19 protein-coding genes are annotated in these 21,162 nt (G+C 66.2%); 15 read left to right on the forward strand and 4 right to left on the reverse strand.

What is annotated here, in order from left to right; translation table 11 throughout:
* Positions 1-310 precede the first annotated feature (310 nt).
* The 10 genes from ACVWYP_RS20500 to ACVWYP_RS20545 all read left to right on the forward strand — a co-directional run bounded on the left by ACVWYP_RS20500 (position 311) and on the right by ACVWYP_RS20545 (position 12,135).
* A complete protein-coding gene (locus ACVWYP_RS20500) occupies positions 311-1,888 on the forward strand; it encodes a gamma-glutamyltransferase family protein (RefSeq protein ID WP_304499581.1) in 1,578 nt (525 codons plus the stop codon).
* 414 nt (positions 1,889-2,302) lie between these two features.
* Positions 2,303-3,970 carry an amidohydrolase gene (locus ACVWYP_RS20505; RefSeq protein ID WP_304499582.1) on the forward strand — a complete coding sequence of 556 codons (1,668 nt, stop codon included), beginning with the start codon at positions 2,303-2,305 and terminating at the stop codon, positions 3,968-3,970.
* The gene (locus tag ACVWYP_RS20510) at positions 3,970-5,058 is read left to right on the forward strand and encodes a CobW family GTP-binding protein (RefSeq protein ID WP_304499583.1); all 1,089 of its coding nucleotides are present in this window, start codon (positions 3,970-3,972) and stop codon (positions 5,056-5,058) included. Before ACVWYP_RS20505 ends, ACVWYP_RS20510 begins: the two co-directional genes overlap by 1 nt.
* Positions 5,059-5,103: 45 nt before the next feature.
* Complete coding sequence (locus ACVWYP_RS20515; RefSeq protein WP_304499584.1) at positions 5,104-6,417, forward strand: ABC transporter substrate-binding protein; 1,314 nt, start codon at positions 5,104-5,106, stop codon at positions 6,415-6,417.
* 1 nt (position 6,418) lies between these two features.
* Positions 6,419-7,150: an ABC transporter ATP-binding protein gene (locus tag ACVWYP_RS20520; RefSeq protein WP_304499585.1), complete on the forward strand. Its 732-nt coding sequence runs from the start codon at positions 6,419-6,421 to the stop codon at positions 7,148-7,150.
* Positions 7,137-7,835 carry an ABC transporter ATP-binding protein gene (locus tag ACVWYP_RS20525; protein ID WP_028331396.1) on the forward strand — a complete coding sequence of 233 codons (699 nt, stop codon included), beginning with the start codon at positions 7,137-7,139 and terminating at the stop codon, positions 7,833-7,835. The genes ACVWYP_RS20520 and ACVWYP_RS20525 overlap by 14 nt, the downstream gene beginning before the upstream one ends.
* Before the next feature lie 16 nt (positions 7,836-7,851).
* Positions 7,852-8,706: a branched-chain amino acid ABC transporter permease gene (locus ACVWYP_RS20530; RefSeq protein ID WP_304499586.1), complete on the forward strand. Its 855-nt coding sequence runs from the start codon at positions 7,852-7,854 to the stop codon at positions 8,704-8,706.
* A gap of 38 nt (positions 8,707-8,744) precedes the next feature.
* Positions 8,745-9,743, forward strand: a complete 999-nt coding sequence (locus ACVWYP_RS20535) for a branched-chain amino acid ABC transporter permease (RefSeq protein ID WP_304499587.1) — start codon at positions 8,745-8,747, stop codon at positions 9,741-9,743.
* A gap of 65 nt (positions 9,744-9,808) precedes the next feature.
* The gene (locus ACVWYP_RS20540; protein WP_304499588.1) at positions 9,809-11,821 is read left to right on the forward strand and encodes a copper amine oxidase; all 2,013 of its coding nucleotides are present in this window, start codon (positions 9,809-9,811) and stop codon (positions 11,819-11,821) included.
* Positions 11,818-12,135 carry a hypothetical protein gene (locus tag ACVWYP_RS20545; RefSeq protein WP_304499589.1) on the forward strand — a complete coding sequence of 106 codons (318 nt, stop codon included), beginning with the start codon at positions 11,818-11,820 and terminating at the stop codon, positions 12,133-12,135. The genes ACVWYP_RS20540 and ACVWYP_RS20545 overlap by 4 nt, the downstream gene beginning before the upstream one ends.
* On the opposite strand, the gene ACVWYP_RS20550 is transcribed toward ACVWYP_RS20545, so the two are convergent.
* The 3 genes from ACVWYP_RS20550 to ACVWYP_RS20560 all read right to left on the reverse strand — a co-directional run bounded on the left by ACVWYP_RS20550 (position 12,121) and on the right by ACVWYP_RS20560 (position 15,517).
* Positions 12,121-13,473 (reverse strand): aminotransferase class III-fold pyridoxal phosphate-dependent enzyme, encoded by a 1,353-nt coding sequence (locus ACVWYP_RS20550; protein WP_304499590.1) that lies wholly within the window; start codon positions 13,471-13,473, stop codon positions 12,121-12,123. The two genes, ACVWYP_RS20545 and ACVWYP_RS20550, sit on opposite strands and share 15 nt — an antisense overlap.
* Before the next feature lie 119 nt (positions 13,474-13,592).
* A complete protein-coding gene (locus ACVWYP_RS20555; RefSeq protein ID WP_304499591.1) occupies positions 13,593-14,258 on the reverse strand; it encodes an HAD family hydrolase in 666 nt (221 codons plus the stop codon).
* Positions 14,255-15,517 carry a Tm-1-like ATP-binding domain-containing protein gene (locus tag ACVWYP_RS20560; protein WP_304499592.1) on the reverse strand — a complete coding sequence of 421 codons (1,263 nt, stop codon included), beginning with the start codon at positions 15,515-15,517 and terminating at the stop codon, positions 14,255-14,257. Before ACVWYP_RS20560 ends, ACVWYP_RS20555 begins: the two co-directional genes overlap by 4 nt.
* A 217-nt stretch (positions 15,518-15,734) precedes the next feature.
* Between ACVWYP_RS20560 and ACVWYP_RS20565 the strand changes: the two genes are divergently transcribed.
* From ACVWYP_RS20565 to ACVWYP_RS20585, 5 genes are all read left to right on the forward strand, one after another.
* Positions 15,735-17,219: an aldehyde dehydrogenase gene (locus ACVWYP_RS20565; RefSeq protein ID WP_304499593.1), complete on the forward strand. Its 1,485-nt coding sequence runs from the start codon at positions 15,735-15,737 to the stop codon at positions 17,217-17,219.
* Entirely contained in the window at positions 17,216-18,604 is a 1,389-nt protein-coding gene (locus tag ACVWYP_RS20570) for a transaminase (protein WP_304499594.1), read from the forward strand. Before ACVWYP_RS20565 ends, ACVWYP_RS20570 begins: the two co-directional genes overlap by 4 nt.
* Positions 18,604-19,401, forward strand: a complete 798-nt coding sequence (locus ACVWYP_RS20575) for an SDR family oxidoreductase (protein ID WP_304499595.1) — start codon at positions 18,604-18,606, stop codon at positions 19,399-19,401. Before ACVWYP_RS20570 ends, ACVWYP_RS20575 begins: the two co-directional genes overlap by 1 nt.
* Before the next feature lie 53 nt (positions 19,402-19,454).
* Positions 19,455-20,225: an SDR family NAD(P)-dependent oxidoreductase gene (locus ACVWYP_RS20580; RefSeq protein WP_304499596.1), complete on the forward strand. Its 771-nt coding sequence runs from the start codon at positions 19,455-19,457 to the stop codon at positions 20,223-20,225.
* Between the two features lie 97 nt (positions 20,226-20,322).
* Positions 20,323-20,586, forward strand: a complete 264-nt coding sequence (locus ACVWYP_RS20585; RefSeq protein ID WP_038382022.1) for a hypothetical protein — start codon at positions 20,323-20,325, stop codon at positions 20,584-20,586.
* Positions 20,587-20,648: 62 nt separating this feature from the next.
* On the opposite strand, the gene ACVWYP_RS20590 is transcribed toward ACVWYP_RS20585, so the two are convergent.
* Positions 20,649-21,023 (reverse strand): hypothetical protein, encoded by a 375-nt coding sequence (locus ACVWYP_RS20590; RefSeq protein ID WP_028345103.1) that lies wholly within the window; start codon positions 21,021-21,023, stop codon positions 20,649-20,651.
* Positions 21,024-21,162 lie beyond the last annotated feature (139 nt).

The following is a 21,162-nucleotide window of genomic DNA, read 5'->3' on the forward strand; positions in this document are numbered from 1 at the left end:
AGGTAGCGTGCCATCGCGCTCCGGACTTGGCAACCAGTTACCCACTACGAATCGCTGCCGAGCACGCAACTATTCAGACAGGCCGAAGGAATTCCTGACGCGCAGGTTTGGCAGTTTTGCCCGGTTGCCCGCCGGATCAATTCGCCGCGTCCAAGAAGCGTCTAGCGGGACAACCATCGTCCGCATTCACCGATCCACCGTTAGGTGGATTGCCGCTCACGGCGCGGCCAGCCGAGAGTCCGCCAAGGAGCGGTGTCGTATTCGACAATGTTGGCGAGCGTCTGCCGCTCGCAACATCAGAGGATTCGACATGCGCGATTTCATGGCCATCGGCCGCTCGGTGGCGGTTGCGGAGCGTGGCATGGCCGCGACCTCGCACCCGCAGGCGACGCTGGCCGCGGTCGAGATACTGAAGGCCGGCGGCAATGCCGTCGATGCCGCGGTGGCGGCGGTCGCGGTGCAGGGCGTGGTCGAGCCGCAGATGACCGGGATCGGCGGGGACTGCTTCGCGCTGTATTCGCCCAAGGCCGGCGAGCCGATCGCGCTGAACGGTTCGGGCCGCACGCCGGCCGCGACCGATGCCGAGAAATTTGCCGCAAGCGGCACGCGCGACATTCCGCCGACCGCGCCCGAGGCGGTGACCGTGCCCGGCGCGATCGATGCGTGGTGCCGGCTGGTCGCCGATCACGGCAGCAGGTCGCTGGAGGAGATCTTCCGGCCGGCGATCTCGGCTGCCGAGCGGGGCTTTTGCGTGACGCCGCGCGTCGCGGAGGACTGGCGCCGCTTCCGGGCCCGGATCGAGATCGACGGCAATGCGGCGGCGCAGTTCCTGCCCGGCGGCAAGGCGCCTGAGGTCGGCGACATCCGTACGCAACCCGCGCTCGGCCGCACCCTTCGCCGGATCGCGCAGCACGGGCGCGACGCGTTCTACGCGGGCGAGGCCGCCGGCGAGATGGTGGCCATCTTGCGCGCCCTGGGCGGCGCCCACAGCAGCGACGATTTCGCCGCCCAGACCTCCGACTATGTGCGCCCGATCTCGGCGCGCTACCACGACCACGACGTGGTCGAATGTCCGCCAAACGGGCAGGGCCTGGCCGCACTGATGATCCTGCGCACGCTTGCAGGCTTCGATGTCGGCAAGCTCGGAGAGGCCGATCGCATCCATTTGCTGGCCGAAGCCACCAAGGCCGCCTACCGCGCGCGCGATGCCTTCTTTTGCGATCCCGCCACCGGCAAGGTCGATCCAGCCGCCTTCCTTGCCGACGACTATATCGGGAGGATTCGCGACAAGATCGACATGCGCCGCGCATCGGCGCCCGCGACCTGGGACGATATCGAGCACCGCGACACCGTCTATGTCACGGTGGTCGACCGCGACCTCAATGCCGTGTCGCTGATCAACTCGCTGTTCTATCCGTTCGGCAGCGGCATCTACGCGCCGAAATCGGGCGTGCTGTTGCATAACCGCGGCTGGAGCTTTCGCGCCAGGCCCGGACATCCGAATTCGTTCGGGCCGCGCAAACGCCCGATGCACACCATCATCCCGGGCCTGCTGCGCAAGGACGACAAGACCGTGATGTCGTTCGGCGTGATGGGCGGGCATTACCAGGCGGCGGGCCATGCCAATCTGCTGTCCAACATCTTCGACATGCAGATGGACATCCAGGCCGCGGCCGAGGCGCCGCGCTCCTTTGCCTTCGACGGCGCGCTGTCGCTGGAGACGACCATTTCTCCAGCGATACGCGACGACCTTCGCGCCCGCGGCCACGATGCCCGGTTCTCGGAGGAGCCGATCGGCGGCTGCCAGGCGATCCGCATCGACCATGCGAGGGGCGTACTGTTCGGTGCCTCCGACCACCGCAAGGACGGCCTGGCGCTGGGCTTCTGACGGGCGATGGGACTATGTCGACTAGCGTCCGCAACGGGACTCCGCTCCCTCGCCCCGTTCTTACGGGGAGAGGGTTGGGGTGAGGGGCTGTCTCCGCGTATCCGGCGATAGTACGTTTGCGGAGGCTCCCCCTCACCCGGAACGCATCTACGATGCGTTCCGACCTCTCCCCGCAAGCGGGGCGAGGTGAAGCGGGGCCTGCCGCAAGATTTGAAATGAAGTCACCGCGCGCTAGGCGCCGCGCCGCCCGCATCGCGGCAGGCGGCGGAGCATCCACCGGACGGTGGATTGTTCCAAATGCCGACATGCCGAACGTTTGGCCATCATGCCGGCGTCGTGCGCGGTTCAGCCATGTGCACCGCACGGTGAGAGGCTGATCGCTCCAGGCTTTCCCAATCGAGAAGTTTGATCCGTATGAACAGGACATTCGCCGACACGGTCTTCCGCAACGGCCGGATCTACACGTCGAACCGCGGGCAACCCTGGGCGACGTGCGCAGCCGTCAAGGCCGGCCGGTTCATCGCCGTGGGCGAGGAGCGCGACGTCGCGGCGCTCATCGGCGAAGGGACGGCGACCGTCGATCTCGGCGGACGCATGGCGATGCCGGGGATCGTCGACATCCACAATCACATCATGATGGGCGGGCAGGCCGATCTCTACGAGCTGCGCTTCTCCAACGCCGACAGCATTCCAAGGATCGCCGAGACGCTGCACAAGGCTGCCTCAGTGGCTGCGCCGGGCGCCTGGATCGTCGGCGGGCAGTTCGGCAACAATCTCCTGAACGAGATGAACACCGCGGAGTCCTGCGCGCTGCTGGACGCGGCCTGCCTCGGGCATCCCGTCGTATTGCGCGACGACACCTATCATAATCGCTGGGCGAGCTCGGCGGCGCTGCGGCTGGCCGGTGTTGCGGCCGACACGGCTGATCCGACCGACGGCGAGATCGGCCGCGACCTCAAGTCCGGCACGCTCACCGGGATCATGATCGAGGCCGCCTCGGGCCTGGTCGAGCGGGCGCTCGCGGCTTCCGGTCACTACACGGCCGAGATGGACCGCGCGGCGGTGGCGCGTTCGATCTCGGTGCTGAATGCCTATGGCGTCACCGCCTTCATCGACGCTGCCAGCATGCAGCCGATCATGGCGGCGCTGAAGGGCCTCGACGACCGCGGCGAGCTCACGGCCTGGGCGGTCTGCGCGATGCCGGTGGTCGAGCCGGGCTTCATGTTCGGCAAGGCCGGTGAGGAGCTGTTCGCGCTGCGCGAGGATTACCGCGGCGCGCATGTGAAACCCGATTATGTGAAGGTGTTCCTCGACGGCGTGCCGGGTGCCAAGACCGCGGCCTTCCACGAGCCGTATGTGGCCGATCCCGTGCGCGGCTGCTGCTTCCGCGGCGCCACCATGCTGACCGTGCCGGACCTGATCCGCTGGCTCGGGCGCTGCGAGAAGCTGGGCCTTGCCGCGAAGATCCACTGCGCGGGCGATGCCGCGGTGACGCAGGCGCTCGACGCCATCGATGTCGTGCGCAGCTTCAACGGCCCGACCCATCTGATCCATCAGATCGCGCATGCGAGCTATATCGCGCCCGACGATATCAAGCGCTTCGCCGAGCTCGGGGTCGCGGCCGATCTGTCGCCGATCATCTGGTATCCGACCATCTTCCTCGAGGCGCACAAGGCCGCGATGGGCGAGGAGCGGGCGCAGCGCTTCTGGCCGAACCGCGATCTGAAAGAGGCCGGCGCGCTGATGGCCGGCGGCTCGGACTGGCCGGTGATTCCGATCCCCGATCCCTGGCAGGGCATCGAGGGCATGGTGACGCGGCAAAATCCGACCGGGGATTTTCCCGGCAAGTCGCTGTGGGCGGAGCAGGCGCTCGACCTCAAAACCGTGATCGACATCTACACCATCGATGCCGCACGCGCGGCCGGCCTCGGCCAGTCGATCGGCTCGATCGAGGTGGGAAAGTCCGCCGATTTGATCGTGCTCGACCAGATGATCTTCGACATCCCGCCGGATCAATTGGCCGATACACGGGTCGAGATGACCTTCTTCGAGGGCCGCAAGGTTCACGAGCGGGGCGCGTGATGGGCACGGTGGATCAGATCCCGGTGACGGTGCTGACCGGCTTCCTCGGCAGCGGCAAGACCACGGTGCTGAACCATTTGCTGCACCAGCCAGAACTCAATGGCGTCGTCGCCATCATCAACGAGTTCGGCGAGGTGGCGCTGGATCATCTGCTGGTCGAGAGCAGCGAGGACCGCTTGGCGCTGCTCGACAATGGCTGCATCTGCTGCTCGGTGCGCGAGGATCTGATCGAGACGCTGGCCGACCTTGCGTCGCGCCGCGCTGACGGCACGATCCCGCCGTTCCACCGGGTGCTGGTCGAGACCACCGGGCTCGCCGATCCCGTGCCCGTGCTGCACACGCTGATGACGGCGCCCGATGTCCTCAGTCGCTACCGGATCGACGGCGTGGTCGCGACCGTCGATGCCGTTAATGGTGTGTACACCCTTGCGGCGCATGGCGAGGCCGTCAGGCAGATCGCGGTCGCCGACCGGCTGCTGGTCACCAAGACCGACCTTGCCGCCGGTGATGCACTGGCGCGGCTTGACGCCCAGCTTGCGGCGATCAATCCGGTCGCGACGCGCACGAAGGTGCGAAACGGGGTCGTCGATCCGGCGAATGTCCTCGATGCCGGCCTGTTCGATCCGGCGGCGCGCTCCGCCGATGTCGTGCGCTGGTTCGATCTGGCGTCGCAGGCGGCCAACGCGCCGCACCATCACGGGGATCATCACTGCGAGGGCGAGGCGTGCGGCCACCACGGCCATCACGCGCACGATGCCGGCGTGTCGTCCTACAGCCTGATCATCGACGAGCCGATCCAGCGCGAGGCGTTTGCGCGCTGGCTCGACTATGTCGCGGCGCTCAAAGGCGAGGACCTTCTGCGCTTCAAGGCGATCGTGCACGTCGCCGAGCAGCCCGACGCGCCCATGGTGGTGCACGGCGTGCAGCACGTGTTCCATCCGCCGATCACGCTTGCCGGCTGGCCGTCGGCGGACCGGCGCTCGCGGCTCGTCTTCATCGTGCGCGGCATCCCGCGCCGGATCATCGAAAACACCTTGTGCAAATTCGCCGCGGTGAGCCGTGCGGCGATCCAGCGATCGGCTGCGTGAGCCGCAGTCAGGCATTTTCATCATTGGTTGTGGAGGGAGAGGGACATGACTGAGACAAAGAACAATACCGCGTCCGGCCGGCTCGACCGGCGCACGCTCTTGAAAGTGGCCGGTGCCACCGGTCTCGCATCGGCGATGAACGTGCCGCTGGTGAATGTCGCGCGGGCCGCCGGCAACTCCATCAAGATCGGCTGGGTCGGCTGCCTCTCCGGCGTCCGGGCGCAGTTCGCCGAGCCCGATCCCTGGATCCATGAGCGCATCAAGGCACGGCTGAAGGATGGTCTGAAGATCGGCGGCAAGACCTATCAGGTCGAGCTGGTGTTCAAGGACAATCAATCCGATCCGAATCGATCGTCGGTGATCGCAAGTGAATTGGTGCTGCGTGAAAAGTGCGACCTGATCCTGATCGAGGATGGCGACGCGCAGCCGCCGGTGCAGGAGCTCGCCGACGCCCGCGGCATTCCCACCGTCTCGACCATGGTGCCGTGGCAGGGCTGGATGTTCCCGCGCAAGTCGACGCCGGACAAGGGTTTTCCGTACAGCTACCATTTTTTCTGGGGCGCCGACGACGTTGCGAAGAACTTCTTGGGCATGTGGCAGTCGGTCGAGACCAACAAGAAGGTCGGCACGCTCTACATCGACAACCCGCCGGGCCAGGCGTTCTCCGATCCGAAGCTCGGCCTGCCGGCGGGCATCTCGGCGGCCGGCTATCAGGAATTCTCGGCCGGCAAATTCCAGATCGCGACCGACGACTTCACCAACCAGATCGCGCTGTTCAAGAACAACGGCGTCGACATCGTCTCCGGCTTCACATTCAGCAATCACTGGGTGACGCTGTGGAATCAGGCGGCGCAGGCCGGTTTCAAGCCGCAGATCTGCACGGTGGCGGCGGCCTTCCTGTTCCCGGCCGCGGTGAATGCGCTCGGCGATCGCGGCGACGGCATGTCGACCGAGGTGTGGTGGACGCCGGCCTATCCGTTCAAGTCCTCGCTGACCGGGCAGAGCGCTGCCGAGCTCGCCGCGGAATGGGAGAAGACGACAGGCAAGCAGTGGACGCAGCCGATCGGCTACGCCCATGCGTTGTGGGAGGTCGGGCTCGCGGCGTTGCAGAACAGCGATCCCAAGGACAAGAACTCATTGCGCGATGCGATCGCCGGCCTCGACATGGAGACCGTGGTCGGCCGGGTCAAGTTCAAGGACAGCCCGATCAAGAACGTCGCGGTGACCTCGCTGTCGGGCGGACAATGGCGCAAGGCCAAAGGCGGCAAGTCGAAATACGAGCTCCTGATCGTGCACAACGGAACGGCGCCGTTCATCCCGAAGCAGGCCGATCTCCAGCTGCTCTCCAAGCTGGCCTGAGATGGCACCGCTTCTGCGCGTCAGCGGGCTGTCGAAGCGCTTTGGCGAGATCGTGGTCGCCGACAATGTCAGCTTCGCGCTGGCGCGCGGCGAGTGCCTCGGCGTGATCGGCCCGAACGGCGCCGGCAAGAGCTCGCTGCTCAACCTGATCGTCGGCCTGCTCACGGCCGACGGCGGCTCGATCATGCTCGACGACAGGGAGATATCAGCCCTGCCGCCGCATCGCCGGGCGCGGATGGGGCTCGGGCGGGCGTTCCAGATTCCGCAGCCGTTCCCGCATCTGTCGGTCTATGAGAACGCGCTGGTCGCGACATCCTACGGCGCCGGCCTCACCGGTGAGGCGGCATCGAGCTGGACCATGGAGGTGTTGCAGCGCACCGGGCTCGACGCCAAGGCGGACAAGCTCGCCGGCGCCTTGCCGCTGATCGACCGCAAGCGGCTAGAATTCGCCAAGGCGCTGGCCTCGAAGCCGAAGCTGATCCTGCTCGACGAGATCGCCGCCGGGCTGACCGAGCCGGAGGTCGAGCGTCTTGTTGCCATCATCCAGTCGGTGAAGGCCGATCACGCCATGATCTGGATCGAGCACATTCCGCACGCGCTACGCGCGGTATCGGATCGCATCCTGGTGCTCGATTTCGGCCGCAAGGTGCTGGAGGGACCGCCGGCCGAGGTCATGGACAGCGCCGTGGTCCGCGAGATCTACATGGGATTGAAGGCCGATGGCGTTGCTTGATGTGAACGGCCTGCAGATCTTCTACGGCGATCTGCAAGCCGTGTTCGACATGAACTTCACCGTCGCGGACGGCGAGGCGGTGGCGCTGGTCGGCGCCAACGGTGCCGGCAAGTCCACCTTCCTGAAGGCGCTGGTCGGTCTCAACGAGGAGCGGCGAGGGGCGGTGCAGTTCGACGGCATCGATATCTCGCAGATGCCGGCCGAAGAGGTGTCGCGGCTCGGCCTCATCATGGTGCCCGAGGGCCGCCTGCTGTTCGACTCGCTGACGATCGAGGAGAACCTGCTGATGGGCAGCGTCAACCGGCGCAAAGGGAGCTGGACCTTGCGGCGAGTGTTCGACCTGTTCCCGATCCTCGAGGAGCGGCGGCGGATGTTTCCCGGGCAGCTCTCCGGCGGCCAGCAGCAGATGGCGGCGATCGGCCGCGCGCTGATGTCGAACCCGCGGCTCCTGCTGTGCGACGAGATCTCGCTCGGGCTCGCGCCGGTCGTGGTCGAGCAGATCTACCGCTCCTTTGCCGACATCCGCCGCGAGGGCACCGCCGTCGTGCTGGTCGAGCAGGACGTCAAGCGCGCGCTCGCGACCTCGGAGCGGATCTATTGCCTGTTGAAGGGGCGGGTGTCGCTGACCGGCCCGGCGCAAGGCTTGCAGCCGGAGCAGCTGACGCACGCTTATTTCGGTAACTAGCCAGGATTGGCACGACATGATCTGGGTTGAGACATTGATCAACGGGGCCCTGCTCGGCGGGCTCTATGGGCTGCTCGGCATCGGGCTCGCGCTGGTGTTCGGCGTGATGCGCGTCGTCAACATCGCACATGGCGAGTTCATGGTGCTGAGCGCGTTCTGCGCCGTGCTGCTGGCCAACCTGTTGCCGCAGGTGTCGCCGCTGTTGATGCTGATCCCGGTGATCGCGCTGTCCTTTGCGGTCGGATGGCTCTATCAGGCCGCCATCGTCAACCGGGTCGTAACCTCGCCCGATCCGCTGTCGCCACTGCTGCTGACGTTCGGCGTGTCGGTGATCCTGCGCAACGTGATGGTCGAGATGTTCGGCGCCGACGTGCGCAGCCTCCAGGTTGGCGAGCTCTCTCGCGCCAGCCTCGAGGTCGCCGGGCTGAACATCGGCATCATGCCGCTGCTGACGCTGGTGCTCGCCGCATTGCTGTTCATGGCGCTGCAGCTCGTGCTGCGCCATACCGAGTTCGGCCGGATCGTGCGCGCCACCGCCGACCGCCGCGATATCGTCCGGCTGTCCGGGGTCAAGCCCGACCGGGTTTATAACTACGTCATGGGCCTGTCGCTCGCGCTCGGCGCGATCGGCGGCGTGCTGCTTGCGGTGCGCTCGAGCTTCACGCCGTTCTCGGGCGCCGAACGGCTGCTGATCGCGTTCGAGGTCGTGGTGCTCGGCGGGCTCGGCTCGTTCTGGGGCGCGCTGCTCGGCGGCATCGCGCTCGGCATGGCGCAATTGATCGGGCTGAAGATCGATCCGAATGCCGGGCTGCTCTATGCGCACCTCCTGTTCTTCATCATGCTGCTGATCCGGCCGTCGGGTCTCGTGTAGAGCAGGGTGTGATGCCGATGCCGACACGGACCATTCTCATGGCCAGCGTTGCCATTCTGATCGCGATGATCGCTGGCGCGCCCCTCGTGCTGAACGAGGGTTTTCTGCGGCTCGCGACCGAGTGCCTGCTCTTGCTGACGATGGCGCAGATGTGGAACCTGCTGGCGGGCTATGCCGGGCTGGTGTCGCTCGGCCACCAGGTCTTCATTGCGTTCGGCGCCTATGCGCTGTTCCTGACCTCGGGCTGGCTCGAGGTCACGCCGATCTGGGTGCTGCCGGTCGCGCCGCTGGTCGCGGGCGCCGTTGCGGCGATCATCGCCTTTCCGCTGTTTCGTTTGCGCGACGCCTATTTCTCGATCGCGATGTGGGTGTTCGCCGAGATCATCGGCGCGTTCACGATGAAGTCGCAGGCCGTCGGCGGCACGTCGGGCGTGCCGCTCGCGACCAGCAAGCTGATCGATTTCGACTGGTTCGAGCCGACGATGTTCTGGCTCGCCGGCGGCCTGACGCTCGTCACCATCGCGGCGCTGTACAGGATGATGACGTCGAGCTTCGGGCTCGGCCTGATGAGCGTGCGCGACAATGATCTTGCGGCGATGAGCGTCGGCGTCGACGTCCGGCACAATCGTTTCGTCGCCTTCGTGCTCTCGGCGGCGGGATGCGGGCTGGCCGGCGCGCTCAGCTTCATGGGCAATCTGTTCATCGCGCCGCTGGCGGCCTTCGACGTCAACTGGTCCGTCTACATGATGTTCATTGTGATCATCGGCGGTATCGGAACCCTGGAAGGCCCGATCCTCGGCGTCATCATCTTTTTCGGCCTGCGCGAGCTGATGACCGGGCCGCTCGGGCTGTCTGGCGGCTGGTATCTGGTCGGGCTCGGCATCATCGCCGTCGTGGTGATGATCGTGGCGCCGCGCGGCATCTGGCCGGCCTTGCGCGATCGCATCGGCGTGCGGCTGCTCGATGTCCACCGCGCCGCGCCACGCCCGGCCACGGCCGCGATCCTGCCGGCTGCGTCGGAACAGGTTACCGGATGAGGCGGGCCTTCACGTCGCCACCGTTGCTTGTATTCTGACTGTTCTGGCTTTGAGTGGAGGGCGGAATGGCTCTGATATCCCGGCATGACGTATGGGCAGTGGCCGGTCTGATGGTCGCAACATTGGCGGCGCCGCTGCCGGCGCAGGCCGAGCGCCGGATGTGGCCGCAGGTGACCGCAACGCACCCGATGGACGGGCTCACCACCGACGAAATCCGCTCGGTCTCCGATACCCTTCGCGGCGCCGGCAAGCTCGACGATTCGGCGCGGGTCGTCTCGATGACGGTCGACGAGGATCCCAAGGACGAGGTGCGGGCGTGGAAGCCCGGACAGCCATTCACGCGTCGGGCCAGCGCCACGTTGCTGAGCGGCGGGCATCTCTACGAGGCGCATATCGATCTCGCCGCGCGGAGCCTGCTCGGCTGGCAGGAAGTCAGGGATCATGAGGCTGCGCTGACCATCGACGAACTGATCTCCGCCGGCGATCTGCCGAAGCAGGACCCGCGCTGGATCGCCGCGATGGCCAAGCGGGGCATCACCGATTTCCGCAACGTCATGTGTCTGCCGCTGACGGTCGGTCCGGTGAGCGACCCGGCCCTGAAAGGCCGCCGCCTGCTCAACGTTCCCTGTGTTGACACCACGGGCGCCGCCAACAATCTCTGGGGCAAGCCGATCGAGAACCTGTTCGCCCAGGTCGATCTCAAGAGCAAAACGGTGCTGTCAGTGACCGATCTTGGCGTGGTGCCGCCACCGCCGCAGACGCCGTCGCACGCCTATGCCGACTCCGGAACATATCGCAAGCCGCCGAAGCCGATCGAGATCACCGCGCCCGAGGGCAGCAATGTGAAGGTGGAGGGCGGTCAGGTCCGCTGGGACAACTGGTCGTTCCATGTCCGTCTCGAGCCGCGCGTCGGCGCCGTGCTGTCGCTGATCCGCTACGATGACCACGGCACGCTCCGCGACATCGCCTATCAGATCTCGGCAAGCGAGATGTTCGTGCCTTATATGGATCCGGCGCCGACCTGGTCGTTCCGCGCCTATATGGATATCGGCGAGTACGGCTTTGGCGTGCTCTCCAGCGAATTGCAGCGCGGCGTGGATTGTCCCGAAGGCGCGCATTATCTCGACCTGACGATCTCGGATACCAAGGGTGCGCCGGTCGTGTCCAAGGGCGCGGTCTGCATCTTCGAGCGCCCGACAGGCGATCCGATCTGGCGCCACAGCGAGCTGATCAACAACACCGCCGAGGTTCGACCGAACAATGAGCTGGTGGTGCGGATGGCGCCGGTGGTCGGCAATTACGACTATCTGGTGGACTACGTGTTCGACCGTGCCGGCAATATCGATGTGCGGCTCGGCGCCTACGGCATCGATGCCACCAAGGGCGTCGCGAGCAAGACACTGAGCGACCCGACGGCTGCGCAGGATACCGCCTTTGGGACGCTGGTCGACGAACGGCTGCTCGCGGTCAATCACGATCACTACATGACGTTCCGGATCGACATGGACGTCGACGGCACCGCGAACCGGCTGGTCGAGGATCGCTTCAATGTCCGCCGGCTGGAGCAGGGCCAGCGCAAGAGCCTCTGGCAGGTCGACACCAGGCCGGTTGCGACCGAAGGGCCGATCACCATGCCGCTGAACGCGGCGCAGTTCAGGATCGAGAGCACGGGCAAGACCAACAGCCGCGGCTATCGCACGAGCTATCAGTTGATGCCCGGCCACTCCGACGTCTCGCTGCTCGCAAAGGACGATCCGATCCAGCTGCGTGCCGGTTTCAGCGCCTACACGCTGTGGACCTCGGCCTACGCCAAGGACGAGCGCTACGCTGCGGGCATGTATCCGAACGGAAACCCCGAGGTCGACGGCCTGCCGAAATGGACCGCGGCCAAGCGGCCGATCGAGGACCGCGACCTCGTGCTGTGGTACACGGTCGGCTTCCGCCACGTGCCGCGCGCCGAGGATTGGCCGGTCATGCCGGGCCTGTGGCATGGCTTCCGGCTGCGTCCGTTCAACTTCTTCGATCGCAATCCCGCGCTCGACGTGCCGCCGATGGTGAATGCCAGGGACACGAAATGAGCGGCCGCGCGCATCGCATCGGAGTGGCTGCCGGCGCGCTGCTGGCGCTACTGGGAACCGGCCCAGCCGCGCGTGGCGCGGCGGCCGAGAGCATCGCCGACGATGCCTCCTTGCTCTATCTGAGCACCAGCGACTGGGAACGACAGTCCGCGCCGCGCAAGGTCGCGCTGGCGGCCGACTTCATGCGCATCTTCTGCACCGACCAGCGGATGTCGGCCATATCGCTGGCCGATTGCGTTGACCGCGGCAAGGCGGATGGCGCGCTGTTCGAGCGCGCCATGGCCTGTGTGAGTGCTCTGTCAGGTAGCCGCTGACAGGCCGGCGTCGATCCCTTCGGCGATCCGCCTCACGTCGGCCGACGTGAGGATCAGGGGCGGCGACAGGATCAGGTTGTTGCCGGAGACGCGCAGCATCACGCCGGCGTCGTAGGCGGCGTCGGCAACCTTCGCCATCGTCTTCTTGTCGGCGGGCTTCTTGCTGTCGCGATCGGCGACCAGTTCGAGCGCGGCCATCAAACCCTTGCCCCTGACGTCGCCGACCAGCGCATGCCTCGCCTTGAGCGCGGCCAGCGCGCGCGCAAGGTCCTCGCCGCGCGCGGCGGCATTCTCGTCAAGCTTGAGGCGGCGGGTCTCGGCGAGCGCCGCGAGGCCCGCGGCGCAGCCGACCGGATGGCCGGAATAGGTGTAGCCGTGGCCGATCGAGCCGAACGTGGTCGTGTCGGCCTCGAAGGCCTCCGCAACCTGTTCGCCGATCAGCGTCGCGCCAAGCGGGAAATAGCCTGACGTGATCGCCTTGGCCATCGTCATCATGTCGGGCTTCACGCCCCAGAGCCGCGAACCCGACCACGCGCCGGTGCGTCCGAAACCGGTGACGACCTCGTCCGCGATCATCAGGATGCCGTGACGGTCGCAGATTGCGCGCACGAGCTTCATGAAGCTGTCCGGCGGCACGATCACGCCGCCGGCCCCTAACACCGGCTCCATGATGAACGCCGCGATGGTGTCGGCGCCCTGGAACGCGATCTCCTCCTCCATCGCCGCCGCGCACAGCTGCGCGAGTTTTGCGGGATCGGTCTCGTTGAAGGGATTGCGATAGATCGACGGCGCGGGGATATGGAACACGCCGGGCAGCATCGGCTCATAGTTGCGGCGGAAATTGGCGTTGCCGTTGACGGAGGCGCCGCCGAAATGGGTGCCGTGGTAGCCTTTCTTCAGTGCCAGGAACTTGGTGCGGTCAGCCTGGCCCTTGATCTTCCAGTATTGCCGGGCGAGCCGCAGCGCGGTCTCGACCGAGTCCGAGCCGCCCGAGGTGAAGAAAGCGCGCACCATGCCTTCCGGCTTGAACCATTCGGTGAGCTCGTAGGCGAGCTCGATCGAGGGGCCACTCGAGGTGCCGCGGAAGCCCGAATAATACGGCAGCGCGCTGAGCTGGTCCGCGATCGCCTGCTTGATCGGGTCGCAGCTGTAGCCGAGATTGACATTCCACAATCCGCCGACCGCGTCGATCACGGTCTTGCCGTCGATATCGGTGACTTCAACGCCTTCACCCTTCATCACGATCCGCGGCGGCTGCGCCCGCATCTCGGCGGGATGGGCCATCGGGTGCCAGATCGGCTTGGCGTTGTTCTCAACCAGGAAGTTTCTGTCGCGCATGATCGTTCCCTGTCCGGCTGGAGCCTTTTCCGTTCCGATGGAATCGGGACGGGGCTCCAGATTCTAGTCTTGATGCGCTTTCTTCACGCGAACCGGTACCCACTTCGCTCGAAAGCGCTTTAGTCGAATTGCAGCCCGAAATGCCGCAGCGCCTCGCTGTAGGACGTGGCAGGATTGCGCACGTCGAACAGCACCGTGCGCATGTTGCATGCGGCGGCGCCTGCGATGTTGCGGCGCTGGTCGTCGACGAAGACGCAATTGTCTGCCTCCAGCGCCAGTTCGTCCAGCACGCTTTGATAGGCGCGAGGGTCGGGTTTCAAGATCCCGGTATGCGTGGCATCGACGATGGTGTCGAAGCGCTTGAGGATAGAAAGACGGCTGCGGAAATCGGCACCGTAGAACAGGTCGAGCTCGTTCGAGAGAATGGCGAGCCGGAACCCGGCATTGGCGGCGAGGGTGATCGCGCGCGCAGCCTCGGGGCGGATCACGGTGTCGGGATCGGCGCCGCGCGCGCGTTTCACGAAGGTCTCCATGTCGCGCCAGTCCTCGCCGACCAGGCGCCCGACCTCGCGGCTGCGGGTCAGCCAGTAGTCGCGCTCAGAAATTTCGCCACGCTGCATGGAAGTCCAGAGCGGATCGCTGTCGGGCGCGAACGGTCCGAGCCATTTTAGGGTGCACGGCGCGAGCCCGAGCGTGCGCTCGGTCAGGTCGTGGGTCTCGAACAATGTCTTCGAGATCACGCCCCCGAAGTCGAGCACCAGCGCCTGGGCAAGCGGCCTCCTCATGCGGCAGCCGTGGTGCGGCCGCGAGGGACAATGCCGGCAGCGACCCATCGGTCGAAGATGCCGAGCACCGTTTCGTTGAATGCGGCGCTGTTGATGTGATCCTTGATCTCGTGCAGCTCGACCGGCGCCTCGATCGCCGACCGCATGGCGTCGACGAAGGCGGCGAGGGCGTCGGGATCGTGCAAGGCTTCGCCTTCGCGATCCCATTGCTGGATGCCGCCGGCGGGCAGCACGAAGGCGACGGGAGCGTTGGCCTGGGACAGTTTCCCGGCAATCGCGCGGGCGATCCGTTGGCGATCAGTGGATCCCGACGTCGCCGACGCAAGCAGCCGGTTATGCGCGTGGAATGGACGATCCGACAGCTCGTTCGGAACCCCAAGCCATGCCGGGAAGTCGACCATATCGATCGCCCCGGGCGCGACGATCTGTGGAATGCCGGCTCTGCCCGCATTCTCCAGCCTGTCAGCGCCGGAATTGACCACCGAGCCGGTGAGCTGGTTGGCGACCTCCTGCAGGCTGAGGTCCAGCACCGCGGCAAAGCCACCTTGCGCGGCGATCGATTCCATCGCGCGGCCGCCCATGCCGGTGGTGTGGAAGACGACCACCTCGTAGCCGCGCCGTTCGAGCTGCGGCTTGAGCTCGACCATGTAGCGCAGGCAGCTCTTGCCGAGCGAGGTGATCGCAACGACCGGCCGGTCCTTACGCGGCCTGATTGCGCTTCTGGCGGCGCCGACGATCGCGCCGCAGGCTTGCGACAGCACGGCGGTGCAGGTGCCGTTGAGGCCGTAGAGGCCGCCGGCCCACAGGATCATCATCAGGTCGGCGGCGACGCGCTCGGGCGGGATCAGATGCGAGAAGGCGACGGTCGAGACGATCAGCTTCGGCAGGCCGAGCGGCAGCGCCTGCGCGACGTCGAGCGCAAGGTCGGTGCCCATCGTGCCGCCGATCGCGATCACGCCGTCGATGGCATCGCGCTCCGCGAGCGCGCGCGCCAGATTGGCGGCGCCGACCGCCATCAGCGACATCGCGGAATTCTCGTCGCCGCTCGATGCGACAGCCTCGATCGTGGTCTGTGCGGCGGCCGCCACCGCGTGCTTGTCATGTGCCGCCTGGTACGGCGGATCGCCGAGCACGCTGATGTCCATCATGATGGTTCGGCCACCGGCGCGCGCGATGCACTCGCTCATGAACAGCAGTTCGTCGGCCTTGGTGTCTCCCGTTCCGATCAGGAGAATGCGGGGCTGCGTCATCTCAGGCATGACCTTCGGCTCGCCGGCAGGCGTAAGGGATGGTGACAACCGGTTTGCATAACGCAGGCGGAGCGCTCGGCCATCGTGCAATCACGCTATGGGGACCGGCCTTGCCGTGACATCCACCTATCGGTTGATTGCTGCCAAAGCCTTGATTTGGCGAGGATTGCGCCATGCCAGCGGACTTGCTCGGAAGCCGCTTTTATCATCGTCGTAATAATCTCGTATGCAGCAAGCCCAGATCGATCGACTACGCGCGGCCGTCATTCCGGTCCAGCAGCTCTTCATCGGCGGCCGGCCGGCGCCGGCGATCAGCGAGGCACGGCTTGATGTCGTGTCACCGATCGACGGCCGGCTATTGACCAGCATGGCCGACGGCGACGCGGCCGATGTCGACGCCGCGGTCAGCCACGCGCGGCAGGCCTTCGAGCAGGGCAACTGGTCGCGCGCGGCGCCGGCGCAGCGCAAGAAGGTGTTGCTGCGGTTCGCCGACCTCATCGAGCAGCACGCGCTCGAGATTGCGGTACTCGGCGTGCGCGACAACGGCACCGAGATCAGCATGGCCTACAAGGCCGAACCGCTCTCGGCCGCCGGCACCATCCGTTACTACGCCGAGGCGATCGACAAGGTCTATGGCGAGATCGCGCCGACCTCAGGCGATGTGCTCGGGCTCGTGCATCGCGAGCCGCTTGGTGTCGTCGGCGTGATCGTGCCGTGGAATTTCCCGCTGATGATCGGAGCGTGGAAGATCGGCCCGGCGCTCGCCGCCGGAAATTCGGTCGTGGTCAAGCCGCCGGAGCTTGCGTCGTTGACGCTGTTGCGGCTTGCCGAGCTCGCGACCGAGGCGGGGTTACCCGATGGCGTGCTCAACGTCGTCACCGGCCGCGGCGCATCCGCCGGGGAGGCGCTTGCGCTGCACATGGATGTCGATGTGCTCGCCTTCACCGGCTCGGGTGCGGTGGGCCGGCGTCTCCTGGAATGCTCGGCGCGATCGAACCTAAAGCGCGTCCATCTCGAGCTTGGCGGCAAGTCGCCCAACATCGTGTTCGCCGATGCGCCCGACATTAAGCATGCGGCCAAGGTCTCGGCGAGCGGCATCTTCCGAAACTCCGGCCAAGTCTGCGTGGCCGGATCGCGGCTCTTGGTGCAGTCCGCGATCTATGATCGCTTCATGGCCGAGCTGCTCGACGCCACCGCCAGACTCCGCGTCGGCGATCCCCTCGAATTGACCTCGGATATCGGCGCTATCGCGAGCAAACCGCAGTTGCGCAAGAACCTGGATGCCGTTGCCCACGCGGAAGCGCAGGGCGCGACGCGGCTGGTCGGCGGCGAGCAAATCCACGTCGAGAGCGGCGGCAACTTCATGGCGCCTACGATCCTCACCGAGGTGACGCCGTCGATGCAGGTCTGGCGCGAGGAGGTGTTCGGCCCGGTGCTGGCAGTGACGCGGTTCGAGGGCGAGGAAGATGCCACAGCGCTCGCCAATGCGACTCCCTATGGACTTGCGTCGGCGGTGTGGACCGCAAGTCTGTCGACGGCGCATCGCATGGTGCGCGCCATCAAGGCCGGCGTCGTGCACGTCAACGCCTATGGCGGCGCCGACATCACGGTGCCGCTCGGCGGCTTCAAGCAATCCGGCTTCGGACGCGACAAGTCGCTGCACGCCCTCGATGCCTATACCGACCTCAAGACCGCCTGGATCGCGCTATGACAGCTGCAACCGCCGAACGCACGGGCGTTCTGAACCGACTGCTCGATGCCGAGCAGGAGCGTTTTCGCGCGCTGCACCCGCGATCGGCCGCGGCCTGGCAGGAGGGACGGCAGCACTACCTTTACGGCGGCCCGTCGCACTGGATGCGGCGCTGGGCCGGCGGCTTCCCCGTCTATGCCGAGGAGGCGCAGGGCGCGCATATCAGGGACATCGACGGCCGCGACTACATCGATTTCTGCCTTGGCGACACCGGCGGCATGTGCGGCCACGCGCCCGAGGCGGTGACCGAGGCTGCGCTCGCTCAGCTCAAGCGTGGCGCAACCATGATGCTGCCGACGGAAGACAGTATCTGGGTCGGCGCCGAACTGTCCCGCCGCTTCGGTCCGAAATACTGGACGCTGACGACGTCAGCGACCGATGCCAACCGCGCGGCGATCCGAATCTCGCGCATGATCACCGGCCGGCGCAAGGTGCTGGTGTTCTCCGGCTGCTATCATGGCGGCGTCGAGGAGGCGCATGTCGAGATCCGCGACGGCCGGGTCGGCCTGCGCAACATGATTCATTCTAACGGCATCGATCATGATGCGGTGAGCCGGGTCGTTGAATTCAACGATGTCGCGGGGCTGGAGGAGGCGCTTGCGCATGGCGACGTCGCCTGCGTACTGACCGAGCCGCTGATGACGAATTTCGGCATGATCCCGGTCGATCCTGGTTTTCACCGGGCGTTGCGTGACCTGACCCGCCGCGCCGGCACCGTCCTCATCATCGACGAGACCCACACGCTGTCCTGCGGGCCGGGCGGCTATACGGAGAGCCATGGGCTCGATCCCGACATTTTCGTCGCTGGCAAGGCGATCGCGGGTGGCATCCCCGCCGGCGTGTTTGGTCTCAGCCACGAGATCGCGGAGCGACTCTGGAAGATCGTCCCCCACGTCAATCCGCGGGAGCGGCAGTCGGCGCATCTTGGATTCGGAGGCACGCTTGCCGGCAACGCGCTGACGGTCGCGACCATGCGCGCGGTGCTGGAGAAGGTGCTGACCTCTGCGAACTACGAGCGGATGATCGGAACCGCGACCTGGCTGGCGCAGGAAGCCCGCAGGCTGATCGCAGCGGCTGGTCTGCCCTGGCACGTCACGCAGATCGGCGCGCGCGCCGAGATCATGTTCATGCCGCAGCCGCCACGCAGCGGCGCCGACGTCATTGCCGGCCGGCAACCCGATCTCGAGACCCTGCTGCATGCGTTCTACATCAACGAGGGCATTCTGGTGACCCCGTTCCACACCATGCTGCTGATGTGTCCGGCGACGTCCGCGCGCGACGTCGACAGGCACACGGCGGTGTTGGCGCGGTTCATCGACTTGCTGCGCGGCGCGGGAGCGATCTGATGCAGGCGCTACCGTTCAATCTTGACGGCCGGATCGCCATCGTCACCGGCGGCGGCAGGGGGATCGGCGCGGCCATCGTGAGACGGCTCGCAAAGGCCGGCGCGACCGTGCTGATCGCCAACCGCACGCTTGATGTGGCCGAGGCGTTGGCGCGCGAATTGACGGCCGATGGACGGGCGGCGCATTGCGTCCCGTTCGACCGGCTGGACCGCAGTAGCTTGCGCGCGATGGTCGATCGCGTCGCTGCTCAATATGGCCGGCTCGATATCGTCGTGCACAATGCCGGCGGCTGTCCGTGGTCATCGCTTGAAGAGCTTGATGAAGCGAAGCTTGAGGACACGCTGGCGCTGAACCTCAACGCCAGCATCTGGCTCGCGCAGGCCGCGATTCCGCACATGCGCGCCGTCAGGTTCGGGCGCATCCTCGTGACGTCCTCGGTTTCCGCGCGTGTCGCGATGGGCGGCGGCGCGCATTACTCGGCGGCGAAAGCCGGCGTGAACGCGTTCATCCGCGGTGCCGCCTTCGAGCTCGCGCGCGACGGCATCACAGTCAACGGCGTCGAGGCCGGCTTCATCGAGAAGCCCGGTCGCGGCACCATGAGCGCGCCGGAAAACAAGGCGAAGCTCGAGCGCTTCATCCCGATGGGGCACATGGGGAGCGCCGACGACATTGCCTGCGCGATGCTCTATCTCGCCTCCGCCGAGGCCAAATACGTCACCGGGCAGACCATCGTCGTCGACGGCGGCTCGACGCTGCCGGAAACCGGATTTGCCGTCGAACGGCAATGGGGAGTCTAGATGAGCATGATCTTTTCGGAAAACCGGTTACCACCTTTCCGGATCATGCTCTGATGCCGCGGCTGGACGGAAAGACCGCGCTGGTGACCGGCGCAGCCACGGGAATCGGCCGGGCCACGGCGGCGCTGCTGGCGTTGAGCGGCGCGCGCGTCGTGCTGTTCGGCCTTGGCGACGCCGAGCTTCAGACCGCGGCGGCGGAGTGCGGAGGGCAGGCGGTCCATGGCGACGTCACGCGTCCGGACGACATCGCCAAAGCCGTCACCGCCTGCGGGGCGTGGCTCGACATCGTGGTCAACGCCGCCGGCCTGATCGTGCCGGATCAGCCCGCCAGCGTCTCCGACGAGGTCTGGGCCAGGACGCTCGATGTCAACCTCACGGGGACCATGCGCGTCTGTCGCGCGTCCCTGCCACTGCTGCGGCAGCGCGGCGGCGCGATCGTGAACGTCGCCTCGGTTGCCGCGTTCAATGCCAGCCCGGACAGCGCAAGCTACGCCGCGAGCAAGGCGGCCGTCGTCGCCTATACGCGTTCGCTCGCCTATGCCCACGGCGCCGACGGCATCCGCGCCAATGCGGTGGCGCCAGGCTGGGTGCGCACACCGATGAGCGCCCATGAAATGCAGCTGCTTGCGGACCAGAACGACACCAGTGTCGATGCCGAGATTCGCGGCATCGAACGACGCATTGCCCTGGGACGGATGGCCGAGCCCGCCGAGATCGCTGCGTGCTGCCTGTTCCTGGCCTCCGACGAGGCGTCCTTCGTGACCGGCGCGGTGCTGGTCGCCGATGGCGGCGGCCGCTCGCCGACGCAGAATCGCGCGGTGTAGAACAGTCGGCGAGCCGGTCACGAGGCAGGCGGCACCTTGATAACGACCGGCGGATTTGGCACTCTCGCGCCGTCACGTCATTCGATCGAGGGGCGTTATGAACAAGTCATTTTCCGTGATCATTGCCGCCGCCGCTTCCATCGTCGTTCTGTCTTCGACGGCGGCGCGATGCGGCGACTACTATCCGTTTGGCGATCCGCCGTACCGGCTGGACTACGTGCAAGAGCCCCAGATCGTATCGGGCTGCTGGAAATGGAATTGGCAGCTGTACCAGTGGCAGGACCGCTGCCCGGTCTACGTCAATCCGAAGGCTTATATGTTCTCGCGCTCGTCGCGCGCCGTGCTCCGCACCAAGGGGTGAGGAGAGTTCGGCTGCTTGAGGTGCTCTGCGTCACGCCCATTGGAGCGACGCAGAGCGCGCACTCATGAATGCGCGATGGTGCACGCCACCTGGTGACGCTTGCCGAAGTTGAGCAGCGCGTTTTCCCGGAAGCCGTCCAGCCAGACGCCGCGGCCCGCATAGCGATAGCCGACGCCCATCGGAACGTGCCGCACATGGATGCCGCCACGGCCGGTGAGCAGGGAGGCCGTGACCACTTCGCCCTCGACCGACACAGCGCGCGGGCACAGCGGATATTGATGGCCGTTCTCGCAGGTGAAGACGATCTCGGTGCAGGTGCCGACCGGTGCTTTTGTGACCAGGCCAAGGTCTGCTGCCGCCGCCGGCCCGGAGTTGCCGAACAGCGTTGTGCCCAAAGCCAAAATGCCTGCGACCGTGTAGCCAAACCGAATACGCATCTGTGCCCCCTCGTCCAGCGATAGGCTAAGTAATTGAGGAAAATATCTCGCGCTAAATGAGCAAAAAAAACTTCGGAGGTCAAACCTCTGCCCAGTGCGGTGCGGGGAGAACGGCCGGCGCCAATGCGAATGGCGTGTC

The sequence above is a fragment of the Bradyrhizobium sp. USDA 3262 genome, assembly GCF_054060035.1.

Coding starts and splice junctions, on each gene's coding strand:
- ACVWYP_RS20580 (WP_304499596.1), top strand. CDS start 19,455: ATGCCGCGGCTGGACGGAAAGACCGCGCTGGTGACCGGCGCAGCCACG.
- ACVWYP_RS20575 (WP_304499595.1), top strand. CDS start 18,604: ATGCAGGCGCTACCGTTCAATCTTGACGGCCGGATCGCCATCGTCACC.
- ACVWYP_RS20515 (WP_304499584.1), top strand. CDS start 5,104: ATGACTGAGACAAAGAACAATACCGCGTCCGGCCGGCTCGACCGGCGC.
- ACVWYP_RS20500 (WP_304499581.1), top strand. CDS start 311: ATGCGCGATTTCATGGCCATCGGCCGCTCGGTGGCGGTTGCGGAGCGT.
- ACVWYP_RS20565 (WP_304499593.1), top strand. CDS start 15,735: ATGCAGCAAGCCCAGATCGATCGACTACGCGCGGCCGTCATTCCGGTC.
- ACVWYP_RS20520 (WP_304499585.1), top strand. CDS start 6,419: ATGGCACCGCTTCTGCGCGTCAGCGGGCTGTCGAAGCGCTTTGGCGAG.
- ACVWYP_RS20585 (WP_038382022.1), top strand. CDS start 20,323: ATGAACAAGTCATTTTCCGTGATCATTGCCGCCGCCGCTTCCATCGTC.
- ACVWYP_RS20545 (WP_304499589.1), top strand. CDS start 11,818: ATGAGCGGCCGCGCGCATCGCATCGGAGTGGCTGCCGGCGCGCTGCTG.
- ACVWYP_RS20525 (WP_028331396.1), top strand. CDS start 7,137: ATGGCGTTGCTTGATGTGAACGGCCTGCAGATCTTCTACGGCGATCTG.
- ACVWYP_RS20560 (WP_304499592.1), bottom strand. CDS start 15,517: ATGCCTGAGATGACGCAGCCCCGCATTCTCCTGATCGGAACGGGAGAC.
- ACVWYP_RS20530 (WP_304499586.1), top strand. CDS start 7,852: ATGATCTGGGTTGAGACATTGATCAACGGGGCCCTGCTCGGCGGGCTC.
- ACVWYP_RS20550 (WP_304499590.1), bottom strand. CDS start 13,473: ATGCGCGACAGAAACTTCCTGGTTGAGAACAACGCCAAGCCGATCTGG.
- ACVWYP_RS20570 (WP_304499594.1), top strand. CDS start 17,216: ATGACAGCTGCAACCGCCGAACGCACGGGCGTTCTGAACCGACTGCTC.
- ACVWYP_RS20555 (WP_304499591.1), bottom strand. CDS start 14,258: ATGAGGAGGCCGCTTGCCCAGGCGCTGGTGCTCGACTTCGGGGGCGTG.
- ACVWYP_RS20535 (WP_304499587.1), top strand. CDS start 8,745: ATGGCCAGCGTTGCCATTCTGATCGCGATGATCGCTGGCGCGCCCCTC.
- ACVWYP_RS20505 (WP_304499582.1), top strand. CDS start 2,303: ATGAACAGGACATTCGCCGACACGGTCTTCCGCAACGGCCGGATCTAC.
- ACVWYP_RS20590 (WP_028345103.1), bottom strand. CDS start 21,023: ATGCGTATTCGGTTTGGCTACACGGTCGCAGGCATTTTGGCTTTGGGC.
- ACVWYP_RS20510 (WP_304499583.1), top strand. CDS start 3,970: ATGGGCACGGTGGATCAGATCCCGGTGACGGTGCTGACCGGCTTCCTC.
- ACVWYP_RS20540 (WP_304499588.1), top strand. CDS start 9,809: ATGGCTCTGATATCCCGGCATGACGTATGGGCAGTGGCCGGTCTGATG.